The sequence below is a fragment of the Saccharibacillus deserti genome (assembly GCF_013618475.1).
In the GTDB taxonomy this organism is placed as follows: Bacteria; Bacillota; Bacilli; order Paenibacillales; family Paenibacillaceae; genus Saccharibacillus; species Saccharibacillus deserti.
This window is the reverse complement of sequence record NZ_JABJVN010000006.1, coordinates 146,434-162,475: the sequence shown is the minus strand read 5'-3', so window position 1 is coordinate 162,475 and position 16,042 is coordinate 146,434. Positions and strand designations below refer to the sequence as shown.

At 59.5% G+C, this 16,042-nt stretch carries 13 protein-coding genes; 5 read left to right on the top strand and 8 right to left on the bottom strand.

The window, feature by feature from the left end; translation table 11 throughout:
• Nucleotides 1-125: 125 nt before the first annotated feature.
• A complete protein-coding gene (locus HOP44_RS15945) occupies nt 126-968 on the top strand; it encodes a TrmB family transcriptional regulator (RefSeq protein ID WP_172255055.1) in 843 nt (280 codons plus the stop codon).
• A gap of 364 nt (nt 969-1,332) precedes the next feature.
• The gene (locus HOP44_RS15940) at nt 1,333-2,466 is read left to right on the top strand and encodes a low temperature requirement protein A (RefSeq protein WP_172255053.1); all 1,134 of its coding nucleotides are present in this window, start codon (nt 1,333-1,335) and stop codon (nt 2,464-2,466) included.
• Nucleotides 2,467-2,626: 160 nt separating this feature from the next.
• On the opposite strand, the gene HOP44_RS15935 is transcribed toward HOP44_RS15940, so the two are convergent.
• Nucleotides 2,627-5,038 (bottom strand): GH36-type glycosyl hydrolase domain-containing protein, encoded by a 2,412-nt coding sequence (locus tag HOP44_RS15935; protein WP_172255051.1) that lies wholly within the window; start codon nt 5,036-5,038, stop codon nt 2,627-2,629.
• A 258-nt stretch (nt 5,039-5,296) separates the two neighbouring features.
• Nucleotides 5,297-6,874, bottom strand: a complete 1,578-nt coding sequence (locus HOP44_RS15930) for a protein adenylyltransferase SelO (RefSeq protein ID WP_172255049.1) — start codon at nt 6,872-6,874, stop codon at nt 5,297-5,299.
• Nucleotides 6,875-7,088: 214 nt separating this feature from the next.
• Between HOP44_RS15930 and HOP44_RS15925 the strand changes: the two genes are divergently transcribed.
• Nucleotides 7,089-7,478 carry a hypothetical protein gene (locus HOP44_RS15925; protein ID WP_172255047.1) on the top strand — a complete coding sequence of 130 codons (390 nt, stop codon included), beginning with the start codon at nt 7,089-7,091 and terminating at the stop codon, nt 7,476-7,478.
• A gap of 118 nt (nt 7,479-7,596) precedes the next feature.
• On the opposite strand, the gene HOP44_RS15920 is transcribed toward HOP44_RS15925, so the two are convergent.
• The 4 genes from HOP44_RS15920 to HOP44_RS15905 form a co-directional block, all read right to left on the bottom strand.
• Nucleotides 7,597-8,187, bottom strand: a complete 591-nt coding sequence (locus HOP44_RS15920; protein WP_172255045.1) for a TetR/AcrR family transcriptional regulator — start codon at nt 8,185-8,187, stop codon at nt 7,597-7,599.
• 102 nt (nt 8,188-8,289) lie between these two features.
• Entirely contained in the window at nt 8,290-8,748 is a 459-nt protein-coding gene (locus HOP44_RS15915; protein WP_172255316.1) for a VOC family protein, read from the bottom strand.
• A 39-nt stretch (nt 8,749-8,787) separates the two neighbouring features.
• Nucleotides 8,788-9,351, bottom strand: coding sequence for a GNAT family N-acetyltransferase (locus tag HOP44_RS15910; RefSeq protein WP_172255043.1), 564 nt, complete (start codon nt 9,349-9,351; stop codon nt 8,788-8,790).
• A 40-nt stretch (nt 9,352-9,391) separates the two neighbouring features.
• Entirely contained in the window at nt 9,392-9,787 is a 396-nt protein-coding gene (locus HOP44_RS15905; protein ID WP_172255041.1) for a MepB family protein, read from the bottom strand.
• 199 nt (nt 9,788-9,986) lie between these two features.
• Here HOP44_RS15905 and HOP44_RS15900 point away from each other — a divergent pair, with 199 nt between their 5' ends.
• Nucleotides 9,987-10,451 carry a hypothetical protein gene (locus tag HOP44_RS15900; protein WP_172255039.1) on the top strand — a complete coding sequence of 155 codons (465 nt, stop codon included), beginning with the start codon at nt 9,987-9,989 and terminating at the stop codon, nt 10,449-10,451.
• Nucleotides 10,452-10,590: 139 nt separating this feature from the next.
• On the opposite strand, the gene HOP44_RS15895 is transcribed toward HOP44_RS15900, so the two are convergent.
• On the bottom strand, nt 10,591-13,512 hold the full coding sequence (locus HOP44_RS15895; protein WP_172255037.1) for a glycoside hydrolase family 3 C-terminal domain-containing protein: 2,922 nt from the start codon (nt 13,510-13,512) through the stop codon (nt 10,591-10,593).
• Between the two features lie 225 nt (nt 13,513-13,737).
• Between HOP44_RS15895 and HOP44_RS15890 the strand changes: the two genes are divergently transcribed.
• Entirely contained in the window at nt 13,738-14,394 is a 657-nt protein-coding gene (locus HOP44_RS15890) for a GNAT family N-acetyltransferase (protein WP_172255035.1), read from the top strand.
• A 173-nt stretch (nt 14,395-14,567) separates the two neighbouring features.
• On the opposite strand, the gene HOP44_RS15885 is transcribed toward HOP44_RS15890, so the two are convergent.
• The gene (locus HOP44_RS15885; RefSeq protein ID WP_172255033.1) at nt 14,568-15,857 is read right to left on the bottom strand and encodes an MFS transporter; all 1,290 of its coding nucleotides are present in this window, start codon (nt 15,855-15,857) and stop codon (nt 14,568-14,570) included.
• Nucleotides 15,858-16,042 lie beyond the last annotated feature (185 nt).

The window sequence follows — 16,042 nt, the reverse complement described above, 5'->3', positions numbered from 1 at the left end:
GTAGTCACTAGTATAAAGATATAGCATCGGCGCTGTACGGTGTCAAGCACAATGTGGGATAATGGAACCAAGCATCCCGCGGCAACGCGGACTGCATCGCAACAAGATTGCTGGGAGGCTCAAGCATGAAACCCGAGATTATCAAACTGCTTCAGGATTTGAACTTTACGGAATACGAAGCCAAGGCGTACCTTGCGCTGCTCGATAAATCGCCGCTGTCCGGTTATGCCGTCTCGCTCGGCTCGGGCGTTCCCCGTTCCAAAATCTACGAAGTGCTCGGCGGATTGGTCGAACGCGGAGAAGTGCTGATCAGCCACGAAGAACCTTCGCTCTATACGCCGCTGCCGCCGCAGGAACTGGTCCGGCTGAAGAAAAAACGCGCCGAAGCGTCGTTGGAAGCGGCGGAGACGGCGCTCGAGCATTATTCGTTCGTCTCGTCCAACCGCGAGAACATCTGGAACATCACGGGCACCGACGCCATTCTCGAACGGGCGGCCGAAACGATCGGACGCGCCGGAACCCGGGTGCTGCTCGAGATCTGGCCGGAAGAAGCGAAGCTGCTGGAACCCCAGCTTCGCGCCGCATCGGAACGCGGGCTCGACGTGCTGCTCGTCGTCTACGGCGAACTGGATTTCGACTTTGCCCAGGTGTATCCGCACGACTCGAGCGACGAGATTACCCGGGAATACGGCGGACGCTGGATCGTCGTCAGTGCCGACGACCGCGAAGTCGTCGCGGGCATCGTCTCGCTGGGAACGGACAGCCGCGCCGCCTGGACGCTTCATCCGGGACTTGTCATGCCGATCACGGAAGTGATCGTGCACGACCTGTACATTTACGAGCTGATGCAGGCGCATCGCGAGACGCTCGAAGCGACGTTCGGACCCAATCTGATCGATCTGCGCAGACGCTATAATGCCGGTCCGACCGGCTACAGTATGGCGGCCAGACTGGGACTTGGCGGATAGACGGCGGCAGGGCTGCCGGTCCGAATACTCCAACACAAAAAGACCGCCCGCCATCGGGAAGATGGCGGGCGGTCTTTCGTACGGGGAGGTTTGATACTGCGATTCCCCACAGATAGAAGACGCCCCAAACCACAAGCCCAAACGGAGAAAGGTCGATTAGAAAAGGAAGAAGTCGTAATTCATGAGGGCAGCTCCCGCGATGGATTTAACCTTCGAAGTTTCGTTGTGGCCTCTATCATACGGCAAGCCGGGCGAAACTACACGACATTTCCCGATAAATCGCATCCTTTTGTTCTTCCGATCCGACTGAAATCGCTGGTATACTGACTTCAACCGACTATTCCAAATTTGAAGGAAAGGATGAGTGACTTCCATTTCGCCTATCGCCCACAAAAAAGTCACCTGGCTTGAACTCTTCTACGATCTGATCTACGTGGCGGCCATCTCGGTCACCGCGCATGTACTCGCCCATTCCCATCACGGCGCGATCGCGCCGGATACCCTGCTGAAATACATCCTGATCTTCGTTCCGCTTTGGTGGGCCTGGACCGGCTTCACCGTCTATGTGAACCGCTTCGGCAAAGACGATACCGTGCAGCGGATCGCTTATTTTGTCCAAATGGCGTTTGTCATCGTCATGGCGGCCAGCATCAATCTGGACTTCGGTTCCTACTACCCGGCCTTCATGCTCGGTTACGTCGGGATTCGTCTGTCGACCGTGGCCATGTATGTGCGCAGTTGGCTGCAAAAAGACGGCGAGCCGCGCCGCATCTCCCGGTATCTCGGGCTCTGCTTCCTCGGCGGCGCCCTGATCAGCTTCAGCTCCGTGTTCGTCCCGGGAGATGCCAAGTTTATCGTGCTTTACCTCGGCATTTTCACCGATATCCTGCTGCCGCTGCTTGGCCGCAAGCGGGTGCTGGTCCATATGCCCGTGCACCATCCGCACTTGATGGAGCGTTACGGACTTGCCACCATCATTCTGCTCGGCGAGCTGATTCTCGTTATTGTGAACGGACTGCGCGAAGGGCATATCGGCGGCGAGATCGTCGTTTCCGCGCTGCTCGGCTTCGGAATCGCCGTCTCGATCTGGTGGCATTACTTCGAATCGTCGGAGCATATCGCCGGCGAAGACCGCAAAAGCTCGGGCCAATCCGTTATCTACGGACATCTGCTGACGTTCATGTCGCTTGGCATCGTGGCCAATGTGGTCCATTACGGATTTCACCACGAGCTGACGGTCCGCAATTTCGCCTGGCTGGCGCTGGCCGGATTCGCTTTGTATGCCGTGTCGGCGGCGATCGTATTCCTGCCCGGCCGGCGCCCGGCGCATATCCGGCAGTCGCTGCTCCGCATGGCCGGATTCATTCTGGCTGCGGCCGTGATTCTGCCGCTGCTGCCTTCGGCGTCCGCCGTGTATGCGGCCGTATTCGTCTGCTTCGCCGCTTATGCGCTGGCCGAAGGGATCGTGCGTACGCGCGGCAGACGCACCGCCGCCTGAAGCAGGCGGCGCCGGATGTCGAAGCCTGGGAACGGTGCGGATCGCGATCTGACCCGAAGCCCTGTTTCTCGAATTCGCTCACTCATCCACGAAAAAAACGGCAGGCCGTTCATCGTATCCGCGTACGATGGAGGCCTGCCGTCTTTTTATTGTTGATGGTCTAGCCTTCGAGCGGAAGCCTGACTGTCACTTCGTACGTTTCGCCGGCCTGAGCACCGCGTACGATCCCGCCTTCAAGCCGTACGCCCCGTACGCCGCCGCTTCCCGCATACACTTCGGTTCCGCTCACGCCCGCTTCGCGCTTGATCGCGATCCGGAATTCCGCGCCGCGGAAAGTCCGGACGGCCGAAGCTTCGTTCCAGTCCGCCGGCAGCTGCGGAGCGATACGCAGACCTTCCGGCGTTCCCTGCACCCCCAGCAGTCCGTCGATCACGCATCGGTAAACCCAAGGGACCGTGCCCGTGTTGAACAGATGGCTCGAGCGTCCCGCGGTACGCGGGAATTGGCGGTAAGCGCCCCGGTAATAGTTCGGAATGAATACCGGCAGCTGCCCGCGCCGCTTGATGTCGGCCGGATCGGTGCCGGGCAGCATTTTGCGCAGCAGCCGGTAGGCGTTCTCTTTCTCTCCGACCGTATACAGCGCGTAGATATAGAAAGCCGCGGCGTGGTTGTAGACCGCTCCGTTCTCCGCCGAACCCGGATGCTTCTGCGTCACCCGGCCGACGTCTTCGCGCATCGCCGTATACGAAGGCGCCAATTTCTCCACGCCGTAAGGACTCTCCAGCTGCTCTTCGACCGCCCGGATCAGCTTCTCCTTCTTCTCCTGATCTGCCGCGCCGCTCAGCAGCGACCAGCCCTGCGGATTGATGAAAATGCGTCCTTCTTCGTCCGCGCTGATGCCGAACGGCACTCCGTCGTCGGTAATGCCGCGGGCATACCAGTCGCCGTCCCACAGATGGCGGTTGACCGCGCCGTTGATCTCTTCGGCCTGCTCCCGGTAGTTCGCCGCTTCTTCCGTTCGGCCGTACTGCTCGCACATGTCCGCCCAGATCCGGCAGGCGTACGCCGTGGCGATCGTCAGCCAACCGGACACCCCGCGCCCTTTGTAGCCGACCATATTCATCGGATCGCACCAGTCGCCCTGATTGATATAGTTCAGTCCGCGTTCGTCGCGGTCGCCGATCAGCCATTGGACCGCCAAATCGATATGCTCGAACACGGTACCTGTTTTCGCCCCGCCGGCATAGGTCACTTCTTCCTCCAGCAGCGCATAATCGTTCGTCTCGTCGAGATAGGCGCTTAGGCAGACCGGCAGCCAGACGCAGTGGTCGGTATGCGGCACCTGATTGATATATTTCAGCTCCGCGCCTTCGTACAGCACGATGCCGTCCGGCATGGAACCGTCGGGACGCTGCTGGGACAGCGCGGTAAGAAACGCCGTTCTCGTACTGGCCGGATCGATATAGCTCATGCCCATATGATCCTGCAGGTAATTGCGCGTCTGCGGATCGGTCGACAGCCGGTTGGTCACGCCGTGGTAATAGACCTGGCGCGGCAGCCACTCGTTGACGAAATTGTCGAGGGCTTTGTCCGGCGTCTCGATTGTCAGGCAGCCGCGGCCTTCGGCGATATACGCCGCATACGCGCGGGCCGCCGCTTCGAAACCGTCTTCGGTCGAAGCCGCGCCGGACTCTTTGGCCGGGCCGAAGTACCGCTCCCGAATGTCCGCGATCTCTTCTTCGTCCTTGGCCGGCCCGAACACGAACCGGTATTCCAGCTCCTCGCCCGCTTCGGGCCGAATCCGGTACTGCAGGGCCGCCGTCGGCATCTCGTAACGGGCGTCGCCGCAGGAGAGCAGGCCGTTCTCGAGTGCCGAAGGGCGCATAATGCCGCCTTCGCCTTCGAACGCTTCCTGGCTGACTTCCCACGCATCCGGTTTCTTTTCCGCCAGCAGATAGGTCTTATCCTTCAGATTCTTGATAGCCGGATAATCCTGCACTTTCTGGTACGGCGTAATCGACGAACAGACGATGGCCCCAAGCCGCTCGTCGTAGACGCCGGACTGGTTCATCCAGGACATGTAGCCGACGCTGAAATACGGATAAATACTGATCTTGCGCGTACGCGGACCCGTGTTCTTCACTCTGATCTTCCACAGCTCCGCCGCTCCTTCCCTCGGAAGCGTCAGCGTCATCTCGATGCGCAGATCCCAGTGTTCGATCGTCCAGCGTATGTCGTGCTTGCCGGCGGCGAAGACGTACTTGTCGGGAACCTGGCGGGCCGGCTCGTAAGGCGCGGAGAAGATGTAACCGCTCTCTTCATCTTTGACAAAAAGAAAGCGGCCGGGGTGATGCGCGTAGTACGGTTGTTCCGGCTGCATGAACGTTTTGGCTTCCAGATTGGGCGCATACGAATACTTGGCCGGTTCCGGCTGCATAAATTGGGCGACGGCGTAACCGCGGCAGTTCATATGGACCATCATCTGGTTGTTCCAAAGAAAACCCGATGCCTTGGGCAGCTCGGTTGGGCTTGTCAGTTCGTAATACTGCTGGTCTTCGGTCGGTCTGATCACAGCTTTCACCCCTTGATTGGTTTGAGACCATTATACGCTTCCTTTCCGGATTTTCCGAAACCCTTTTCTGTTTTTTTGCAAATGCTGCTGCAAAAACGGATGGACGACGACTGCCGCGCGGGCCTGCTGTCGGTTCGCAGCAAAGAGGAAGCGTTCGCGCTCCTTTCGGAAGCCAGATAAAAAAGTGCCGCTTCGGACGGTTTCCGAAGCGGCACTTTTGCGTATACAAAGGCAGGCAATCTCCGGCTGCCCGAACGCTCAGGTTCCGCAGAACGTGCGGTAGCCTTCGCCCGCATCCGGAGGAAGCTGCGCATACTGCGCCTGTTCGGCGGAGTGCGCGTAGGGGTCGGCCAATGCGGCCAGCAGACGATGCAGGGGACCGTAATCGTCTGCGTTCGAAGCGGCGGCGAGCGCTTCTTCCACGCGGTGGTTGCGCGGGATTACCGCCGGATTGTGGCGGCGCATCATCTCGACCGATTCTTCGCGCGACTGCGTCTGGCGTTCCAGCCGCTGCTGCCAGCGCTCGCGCCAGACGCGGTATTCGCCGCTTGCGATCAGGGCGTCCGCGCCGGGAATCGCCGCGGTGCGCGTAGGCGGCGCACCGACGCGGACCTGCGATTCGCTGCCCGCCAGGGTGCGCTGGCCGGGAACGATTTCACCCCGGTCGAACGTCAAGGCAACGAACGTATTCGTATAATCGGCGCGGAAAGCTTTGACCAGATCCAGCAGATCGGCGATCAGCTTCTCGTCTTCTTCTTCCCGGCCGAACAGACCGAGCTTGGCCCGCATGCCGTCAAACCAGGCATCCAGATACAGACGTTCGAAGCGGCCCAGAATGTCCTGGGCGATCTCGACGGCACGCTCCGAATCCTCGTCCAGCAGCGGAATCAGCGTCTCGGCCAGACGCGTCAGGTTCCAGAGCGCTATCGGCGGCTGGTTGCCGTAGGCGTAGCGGCCGCCCGTGTCGATCGAGCTGAATACGGTCGAAGGGTCGTAAGCGTCCAGGAACGCGCATGGGCCGTAGTCGATACTTTCTCCGCTGATCGTCATATTGTCGGTGTTCATCACCCCGTGGATAAAGCCCACCTGCATCCACTGCGCAATCAGCGCCGCCTGGCGTTCCACGACGCTTTGCAGGAAGCTCGCGTAACGCTCGCCGTCCTCGACGGCTTCGTCCGTGCCGATCTCCGGATAATGGCGTTCGATCGCGTAGTCCGCAAGCGTCCGGACCGCGTCGGGCCCGCCCCACTGCGCCGCGTACTGGAACGTGCCGACGCGCAGATGGCTGGCCGCCGTGCGGGTCAGCACTGCACCAGGCAGCTCCTTTTCGCGGCGGATCGGCTCGCCGGTCGCGGTGACGGCGAGGCTGCGTGTCGTCGGGATTCCGAGTGCGTACATCGCTTCGCTGATGATATATTCGCGCAGCATCGGGCCAAGCGCGGCCCGGCCGTCGCCTCCGCGCGAGAACGGCGTGCGGCCGGAGCCTTTGAGCTGGATATCGATCCTGTGTCCGCTTGGCGTCAGCTGCTCGCCGAGCAGCACCGCCCGGCCGTCGCCCAGCCGGTTGAAGCCGCCGAACTGGTGACCGGCATAAGCCTGGGCGAGCGGCCGCGACCCTTCCGGCAGCGTATTGCCGCCGAATACGGACGCGGCTTCTTCGCTGTGCAGCCAATCGGGATTCAGTCCGAGTTCGGCGGCCAATCTGTCGTTCAAGATCACGGTCTGCGGTTCGCGGACCGGTACCGGAGGAAGCGAACTGTAGAAAATTTCGGGCAGCCTGGCATAGCTGTTATCGAAGTTCCATCCGGCGGTCGGGTTGGCGGAAATATCGGTCATGGAAAAGGCCTCCTTGTTGAAAATGATCTACTCCCTTACAGTATAGGAGAATGCCGCCCATTTCCAGTTTGGAGGGACAGGGTGTACCCGTACGGAGGAGGAGAACACCCGTGGAAGGAAATCCGCTTATTATCGAAGACGATGCCGGGTTCCGATCCTGATCGTGTCGGCCAAGGACGAGGCTGCAGGACCCGCATTCTCGGATAAATTCGATATGCTGAAGAACGTCAATACGCTCGTGAGCGCCACGTTTATCATCTATGCGTCGGCGCTGCTGTCCAAACTTTCGTTACATGATGCCGATACGGTTTCAAAAACAAAGCGGACCCGCTCCGGCACCATGCCAGCGGGTCCGTTTTTTGCCTTGTACACCTCCCGCACCGACTACATGGCCGCCTCGGCAGGTTTATCCGCCTTCTCGCTCCTGGCCTCGCGCGATACGCGGCAGACCAGCCGCATCAGACTGCGATGCGCCGCCCGCTTTCCCCCTCTCTTCCGCCGTCCTCTCTCCGCCTGCCTCGTCAATATCCGCAATGAAAACGTCTATTCCGCGTCCCGCCAATTCGCGCGATCGCCCGTCCGATGCCCGAAGCCGCTCCCGTAACGATCGCGACCCGACGTTCGGCCGTTGACGGCTGCCATGATGTTTCTGTTCCCATAACCCTCACTCCTTTTTGATTAGAATGATTAGTACAATCGTTCTAATCTTGAGAAAGGAACCCTCAATTCCGCCGGATTCCTCCCAGAAAAATACCGACCCCCTGTCGGAACAGCCGCTCAAGCGCCTCCGACTCCATGGAGAAAATCAGCGGACAGAGTGAGCCGACCCAAGTGCCAAACAGAAAAGTCGCACCCGGCAGATCGTCGATCCCGAATTCCCCCTCTTCGATACCCTGCCGCAAAATGGCTCCGTATACGCCCATCGGCGTTTCCGCCAACTCCCGCAGCTGCCGCAGCGTCTCCGGATCGGTGTTCGGGCTGCCCGCCAGTTCCTGCCCGACGTGCAGCAGCGGCGTTTTGTAATTGTTCATCGCGAACCGGGCCACCGCATACAGTTTCTCCGTCGCGGTCTGATAATTGGGCTCGACCGCCGACCATTTCTCTTCCCATGTCCGCATCGTATCTTTCGCGAGCGCGACGAACAGCTTCTCTTTGTTATCAAAATGATAATAGATATGGCCCTTGCTGAATCCGGATTCCCGCGAGATGTCCGCTATGGATGTCGCCGCAAATCCTTTTTGAGCAAAAAGTTTGCCCGCCTTCTCCGCGATAATCCGCCGGGTCTCTCCGCTGTCGTAATGCCGTTTGTTCATGCCGATTCTCCTTTAGAACGATTGTACTATTGTTAGAATGGCCGGATCGCGGCAGATTCGCAAGATTTGCTTCTTCCGCGATCCTTTTTACATTGCCGGGGTTCATTCCCTCCCGCATATCCGCTTCCATTCCGGCCAGGGTAGGATCGCAAGCTCGGGTCTCGGCGCATCGCCGAGCATCGCCAGCAGCTCGACCGAATGGCCGTCGGGATCGTCGAAGTAGACGGATACCGCCGGCATGAACGGAAATACGCTGAGCGGTGCATCCTTTTCGCCGAAAAAGTTCGTCGTCTCCAGACCGCGGTCTTCCAACCGGGTACGCGCCTTCTCCAGGTCCTCCAGGCCGACGCGGAACGCGAAATGCTGACGCTGCACAAGCGGCGACGGATAATGCTCCCGAATACCGAACATGGCTTCGCCGGGCCGACCGACCCAATAAAACTTCGATCTGCGCGCCGGATCTTCGTGCAGCGGAATCAAGTCCAGCACCTGTTCGTAAAACTCGGCCGAAATCTTGTAGTCGCTGACATTGATATGGGTTTCGAACAGTCCCCGGATCATAGGGTTCACCTGCTTTCTCTTCGTTTCGGCCGTCTCCGCCTATTCCGAAGCTTCGAATATTTTGTAAAAATACAGCGTCGTGCCGATCTCCGGGTTGAACGCCTGCTTAAGCGTATCGGCGCCGCCGAGGATCATGCCCTGCTTCAGATAGAAGCGGCAGGCGGCCAGATTATCGTCCTGCGCTTCGAGCGACAGCCCGTGCAGCTCCTGCTCGCGCGCCCATCGCTCCGCTTCGTCCAGCAGTCGGGCAGCCGTGCCGCTTCCGCGGTGCGAACCGCGCACGGCGATGTTCTCGATATAGGCGTAACCCGTCCAATCCTGCACCAAACGGATCTGGCCGATACACCTCTCTCCATGGAAGGCGAGGAATACGGCTTTGCGGTCGCTGCCGATATAGCTCTCCCAATCCAGCCGGTCGTCGGGAAAACGGAGGAACGATTTTCGCCCGAACAGCTCTTCCTCATGCGTCCAGACGCCGCCTTGGAAACTCGGCACAAGGCGGCCGAAGATCGGAAACACTTCGTTCATATCGTTGATATAAGAAATATGTTCGTTTTCGAATCGGACGATCTCGACGCCGGGCGGTTTTTTTTCGGATTCCATATTCTCCTCTTTTCTGCGGGGTGCCCTTTGTAAACGGGAATCAGTTGGCGTACAGCTCCAGTAGTCTGGATCGGGGGGAATTCCCCGCAGCATCCATCCCGACAAAGTATTCCAACTGCCATTTCTGCGTTTGGACCGCCTGCCTGCTCGTCGGATTCTCCCACTCGGGATAGACCCGGATTGCCATTTTTCCTTTTGCGGACGCCGTCCGGAGAATATTTTGCCGGAGCAGCACTTCTTTGGGGAAAACGAATTGTCCGCTCTTGGCAGGGGTGATCTTGGCGACTCTGAATCGGACCGATCTGGAATTCAGCCGAAATCCGCCTGCTCCATACTCCGAATTTTGCGCTTCTTCCCGAACGGATTCTACGATCAACCGATTGGGGACATACCACAATTTGTCGACATAGGCCAACGCTTCATCGAACTTTTTCACGGCCTGCCCCCTTGTCTGTTTCTTCAACACGCATACAGCCATTATAAAACAAAAAAAGTCCGGGTCGCTAACCGCGCATTCCGACTATTTTATTTAAATTTGATTAAACAGAATTGATTATTTCAAAATCAGGAGATAAGCTTGCGGAAGCTGCCGAGTAAGCTAGGGTACCTATTATTTACAGAGATGGGGAAAACGAATGAAAAATATCAAAAAAGCGATCGCGACTTCGGCCTTTGCGGCTGTAGCGGCTGTAGTGGTCGCAGCTCCGGTTTCGGCTGATTCGATCTCGAGCGTATCCCCGATCAATTATCAGAGCCTTCAATCGATGGATCTTGAATCGGCGCTGATGGAGGTTCAGCAGCAGCGAGCCCAACTGCTGGAGCAGCAGCTCAAAGACCAGCTTAATAGTATTCAAGAACGCAACGTGCAGATCGCGATCCTGAATTCGCAGCTGTCCGATGCCCGCAATAACGGCACGTCGACTCCCGAAGACATCGCCAAGCTCACAGCCCAGATCGACGCGCTCGGCAATACCCGGCAGATGGACATGCTGCGTCTGCAATCGCTGAGCAACAAACGCAACGAAGCCTTTGACATGATGACGAATTTCGTGAAGAAAATGCAGGATTCCCGTTCGTCGATCCTCAACAACATGAGATAACATTCTGCCCTCTGTATCCCGTATGCCCAAAAACGAAGATTCGGACATCCGTTGTCCGACATTTCGCTTTTTTGGTATGTGGATTCAACTCGCCATAGCAAAAGGGTTCCCCTCGATGGGGAACCCTTTCGTTTGTTTTCTAGGCGAAACGGAGGCTGCTGACGGATACTTTGCCGTTCAGCATCACGTAGACGTCCTGCCGGCCGCTTACGCCCTCAAGGCTGATCGTCGCATCGTTCCACTGCTGGGCGCCGCCGGCTTCGACGGAAACCGTGCCGGCCAGTTGGCCTTCCGGTCCGCCCACGCGGACGTCGATCGTACCGCCGTCCACGCTTGCGGCGCGGATCGTCACGGAAGCGGTGCCCGAGCCGAATTCGGCATCGTTGAACGCGATCCAGCCTTCGCTGCCGGTCACTTCGATCGCGCTGCCGCCTTCGTGGCATTCGCCGAGAATGACGCCCGCGTAAGCGTCGTAATTGACGGCGCGGGTGGGCTGCGTCAGATCGCGCGGCGGAATGGTCTCGCCGGCGACTTCAAGCGCTGCGCTGACCGGAAGTTCGCCCGAAGACGGACCGGCGGACAGCGTGTAGGCGCCGTTCTCGATCACGAAGCGATCGCGGGTGACGTCCCATACGGCCAGTTCCGACAAGGGAATGTCGAAGGACGCTTCGGCCGTCTCGCCCGCGGCCAGCTTGATCCGGCGGAAAGCGAGCAGCTGCTTGAGCGGACGCTTCACGCGGGATTGATCCACGCGGCCGTAGATCTGCACCACTTCTTCGCCGTCCAGCTCGCCCGCATTGGTCACTGTGACCTTCAGCGAAATCGTTGCTTCGGCGGAACCTTCGATACTCGGGCTGCCGAGCGTCAGGCCGTCGTAGCGGAACGTCGTGTACGAGAGGCCGTAGCCGAACGGATACAGCGCGTCGCCTTCGAAGTAACGGTACGTGCGGCTGCCCTGGATGATATCGTAATCCATGAATTCCGGCAGTTGGTCGACCGATTTGTACCAGGTCATGCTCAAGCGGCCGGCCGGATTTTCTTCACCGAACAGCACGTCCGCGATCGCGCGGCCCACTTCCTGGCCGGCATGCGTCGAATAGAGCACGGCCGGCACGTTGTCGTTCACCCAGTTCAGGGCGTACGGATAGCTGCCGACCACGACGACGATCGTGTTCGGATTGACGGACATGACTTCCTTGATCAGCTGCTCCTGCGACTGCGGCAGCGTGATGTCCGGACGGTCGACCGTCTCTTTGCCGTTGATCAGCGGGTGGTTGCCGACGAAGACGACGGCGACTTCCGCATTGCGGGCTGCGATGCGGGCCGCTTCGAACTTGTCCGTGACGGTCTCCACGTCGAACGCATCGGCCTGCAGCGCTTCCGCCGCGGAATTGTCGAGCGCGGACGTGCCGCCCGCGTCGATCTCGTTCGACGTTTCTTCGGCGCGGCCGTCGCCCGACAGCAGTTCGCCGCTGTCCCCTACCGTGACCGGCGCGCTTTTCCACGTCGAGAACGTGATCGAAGCCGCGTCCTGCGGCGCTGCGCCGTTCTCCGGACGAACGAGGAACACTTCCTTCGTGAACCATTCCCAGATGCGGTTCGCCGAAGCTTTGACGATCCGGTCGTCGGTCGTCACGTATAGGCCGTTCTCTTCGGCGATCAGCGTGGCATTCTCCCAACCCCAATCGGTCAGCTCGAATACGGACGCTTCGTCCGCCGATTCGGCCGATGCCGCAAGCGGCGACTCTTCGGCAGTCTGCAGCTTGACGTATTTGCCGTTCTTTTTCGACTTCAGCTTGATGCGGTCCGTTCCCCCGGCAAACTTCGTCTGTCCGCCCTGCCCCGCGCCGTCCAGCTTCTGCTGGATGCCTTCGAGCGGCGTGATCGCGTACGGCAGTTCGCCGCTGTACCAGTCGCGGTAGACGGTGCCGCCGAGCGGTCCGATGACGGCGACTTTGCTCAGCTTGTCCGCCTGCAGCGGCAGCGTTTTGTTGTCGTTTTTGAGCAGCACGATCGCTTTGCGCGCCGCGGTGCGGGCCAGTTCTTCATGCTTCTTGTTCATGATGACGGATTCGTCGATCGAAGCGTACGGGTTGCCTTCTTCCGGATCGAATTCGCCCAGGCGGAAACGCACGCGGAACGTGTTGCGCAGCGCGACGTCGAGATCGGCTTCCGTGATCTGACCGTCTTGAAGCGCTTCGCGCAGCGAACTTTTCATCAATTCGCCGTCGTCGGTCAGGCTGTCGATGCCGCCTTCCTTGACGGAACGGGCCACGGCTTCCGTATGCGATTCCAGATAGCCGTGGTCGCGCACCGTGCCGGACACGTCGAACGCGTCGCTGACGACAAAGCCGTCCATGCCCCATTCTTCCTTCACGATACCGTTGACATCCGGATTCAGGTTGGCCGGCACGCCGTTGACGGCGTTGTACGACGTCATCATTGACTGCGCGCCGCCTTCCTTGAACGGAATCTCGAACGCTTTGAGGTAATATTCGCGCATATTGCGCGGATCGATACTGACCGAAGCGTCGCCGCGGCCCACTTCGTTATTGTTGCCGATAAAATGCTTCAAGGTGGCAACCGCTTTCAGATACTTGGGATGATCGCCCTGGATGCCTTTGACGAGAGCGGACGAGAGCTTGCCGGCCAGAATCGGATCTTCGCCGTACGCTTCTTCGGTCCGTCCCCAGCGCGGATCGCGCTCCATATCGACGGTCGGGGCCCACAGCGTCAAACCGTTGGTTTCGGGATTTCTTTTGTAGAAACCGCGGGCTTCGTCGCCGATCGCGCCGCCGATTTCTTGGAGAAGTTCTTCGTCCCAGATGCTCGACAAGCCGATCGGCTGCGGATAACCGGTCGCTTCGCCGAGCCAGGCCATGCCGTGGGCGGCTTCCGTACCGTGTTTGTAAGGTTTGACGCCAAGCCGTTCGACGGCCGTTTGGTATTGGATCATCAGGTCGACTTTCTCGTCCAGGGTAAAGCGGGAGACGAGGTCGTTTACGCGCTCCTCGAGCGGAAGCGATGTATTCTGAAACGGATAATTGGTTTCGACAGACATGGTGATCCTCCTTATTGATGCGCTTTCTTCTCTATATTTTATGATAAACCGGCTCCCGGGCACTACCGGGATAATTGGAGGCGTTTTCATGCGAGATTCGGGGATCGCCGCTTTTTTGACCGGATCGTGCATACATTGCGCTTTCGAGTTCATTCTTGGCGGACCTTTCTTTTTCTATAATAAGGGCAAGAACCGTTCCCAGACCGATAAACCAGGAGGAAAAAGATGAGGATTCCTATGGACGAACCCGAAATTTTGCAAGGCGCGCTTGTGGTCCTGGCACCGGTTGAAGAAAGTCACCGCGCAGGACTGTGCCGGGTGCTTGCGCGTCCCGAAATCTGGAAAGACACCTGGCTGCCCGTCCCGTCGGAAGCCGAGCTTGAACGGAACTTCGACCTGATGCTTGAACAACGGGCCGACAAGAGCCGAATTCCATTCGTCATCACGGAACGCCGAACCGGTTCGATCCTTGGAACGACCAGCCTCGGCGACATTGACCGGGTAAATCGCGGCATCGAGATCGGCTGGACCTTCCTGTCCCCGGATTACTGGCGGACCGGCGTCAATACGGAATGCAAATATTTGCTGCTGCGGCATTGTTTCGAGCGCATGTCCGTGATTCGCGTGCAGCTCTCGGTCAGCAGCCTGAATCTTCGTTCGCAGCGGGCGGTGAAGCGGATCGGCGCTGTCCAGGAAGGCATTTTCCGCAAACACCGGATTGAGCCTGGCGGCCCTGTTCACGACAATATTTTCTACAGCGTTCTGGATACGGAATGGCCGGATGTGCGGCAGCGGCTGATCGGTCTGATGGCCAAAAAGTACGAGAGCTCTGCCGGACAAAGTGCGGAGGCGCACCCAGGTACCGTGCCGGCCGAAATTTAATCTCTTGCCTCGTTTTCAACGCGCGACCTGAAGCCTTTCGAAGAAAGGCACATCGGAAGCCTCCGTTCACGAATGTCTCCCGCAGCGGACAAGCTTCCCATACGGATAGGACTTTCCCGACAGCAAACAGCCGACTCCGAGGAGCCGGCTGTTTGTATCGTCTGGAATATCGTCTAGACTTTTGCGGGACGTGGCCCTTTCCACAGCATGAACGGAACAAGCGCCAAAGCGATAGCGCCGCCCGCATACGAGAGGACCGCGTAGCTCGAATTCGCGACGACCAGTCCGGACAGCATGCCTCCGGACGCGCCGGCCAGCGCGATCAGAACATCGACCGAACCCTGGACTTTTGCGCGGTTGGCCGTCGCGGTCGAGTCCACGATCAGAGCCGTTCCGCTGATCAAGCCGAAGTTCCAGCCGAGCCCGAGCAGGACCAGCGCGACAATCAGCATCGCCAGCGAATCGGCGGGAGCCAGCGCAGCCGCAATGCCGGCCAGCAGCAGGGTGACGCCGGAAGCCGCGGCCATGGCGATCCGGCCGATCTTGTCGACGAGAATACCGGTAATCAGCGAGGGCAGATACATGGCGCCGATATGAAATCCGATCACCAGCCCCACTTCGCCCAGGTCATGTCCGTGATGCCGCATATGTACAGGCGTCATCGTCATGATCGCGACCATGACGATCTGTGTCAGAATCATCACCAGCGCGCCGAGCGTAACGCCACGGCGGCCGGCTGCGGCATCGATGGCCGCAGCCGGCGCTTCGCCCTGACGCTCCGCCTGCCGCGCCGCTTCTTTGGCGACCAGCAGGGGATCGGGGCGAAGCAGGACCAGCAGGATGAGGCCGGCCAGGAAATACGCCGCGGCCGCCAGAATGAACGGTCCCGCCAGAGACGGAACGCCGATCGATACCGCAAAATCTCCGGTGACGTCGACAAGGGTAGGTCCCGCCACCGCCCCGATCGTCGTGAAGACCATCGCCATACTCGCGGCGGTCGCCCGCTGGTTCGGACCGGCAAGGTCCGTTCCCGCGTAACGGGCCTGCAGATTGGTGGCGCTGCCCGCCCCGTAGATCAGCAGCGAAACCAGCAGCAGGGCGATACTGTCCGTCAGGGCCGCGAAGATTACGCCGACCGCGCCGATCCCTCCGGCAATAAAACCGAGCCCGAGTCCCGTCCGGCGGCCGAAGCGCTGGGAGTATCGACCGACCAGCAGCGCCGCCGCGGCCGAACCCAATGTAAAAAGTGCCGTCGGCACGCCCGTGAAACTGTCCGTGCCCAGCATATCCTGCGCGAGCAGCGCGCCGACGGTCACGCCTGCGGCGAGGCCCGCGCCGCCGAAGATCTGCGACAAGATCACCGTCAGCAGCGTTCGCCGGTACAATCTCCGCTGTCTTTCCGGCGACTGCGCATAATAGCGGATCGTTTCCTTTTTCCGCCGCGCCGCATTCGTTTCGGTCATGGTATTCGACTTCCTTTCTGTTTCTCGTTCCCGCAGCAGGGCGGCGGCTCAAGGTCTGCAGAGACCGGCAGACGTTCGAGACCGAAGCCGCCGTGCTGTCGGATGTCGGACAAGGCTTCAACCGACTTGGAGCTGGGAAGACCTCTGCGCGAATGCTCCGAATAGGCTGCCCCGGAATTCCCGTT

Excerpts from the sequence above, each read along its gene's own strand:
- HOP44_RS15920 (WP_172255045.1), bottom strand. The coding sequence starts at position 8,187 with ATGAACAAACGGCATTACGACAGCGGAGAGACCCGGCGGATTATCGCG.
- HOP44_RS15900 (WP_172255039.1), top strand. The coding sequence starts at position 9,987 with ATGAAAAATATCAAAAAAGCGATCGCGACTTCGGCCTTTGCGGCTGTA.
- HOP44_RS15915 (WP_172255316.1), bottom strand. The coding sequence starts at position 8,748 with ATGATCCGGGGACTGTTCGAAACCCATATCAATGTCAGCGACTACAAG.
- HOP44_RS15945 (WP_172255055.1), top strand. The coding sequence starts at position 126 with ATGAAACCCGAGATTATCAAACTGCTTCAGGATTTGAACTTTACGGAA.
- HOP44_RS15925 (WP_172255047.1), top strand. The coding sequence starts at position 7,089 with ATGCTGAAGAACGTCAATACGCTCGTGAGCGCCACGTTTATCATCTAT.
- HOP44_RS15930 (WP_172255049.1), bottom strand. The coding sequence starts at position 6,874 with ATGACCGATATTTCCGCCAACCCGACCGCCGGATGGAACTTCGATAAC.
- HOP44_RS15890 (WP_172255035.1), top strand. The coding sequence starts at position 13,738 with ATGAGGATTCCTATGGACGAACCCGAAATTTTGCAAGGCGCGCTTGTG.
- HOP44_RS15885 (WP_172255033.1), bottom strand. The coding sequence starts at position 15,857 with ATGACCGAAACGAATGCGGCGCGGCGGAAAAAGGAAACGATCCGCTAT.
- HOP44_RS15895 (WP_172255037.1), bottom strand. The coding sequence starts at position 13,512 with ATGTCTGTCGAAACCAATTATCCGTTTCAGAATACATCGCTTCCGCTC.
- HOP44_RS15910 (WP_172255043.1), bottom strand. The coding sequence starts at position 9,351 with ATGGAATCCGAAAAAAAACCGCCCGGCGTCGAGATCGTCCGATTCGAA.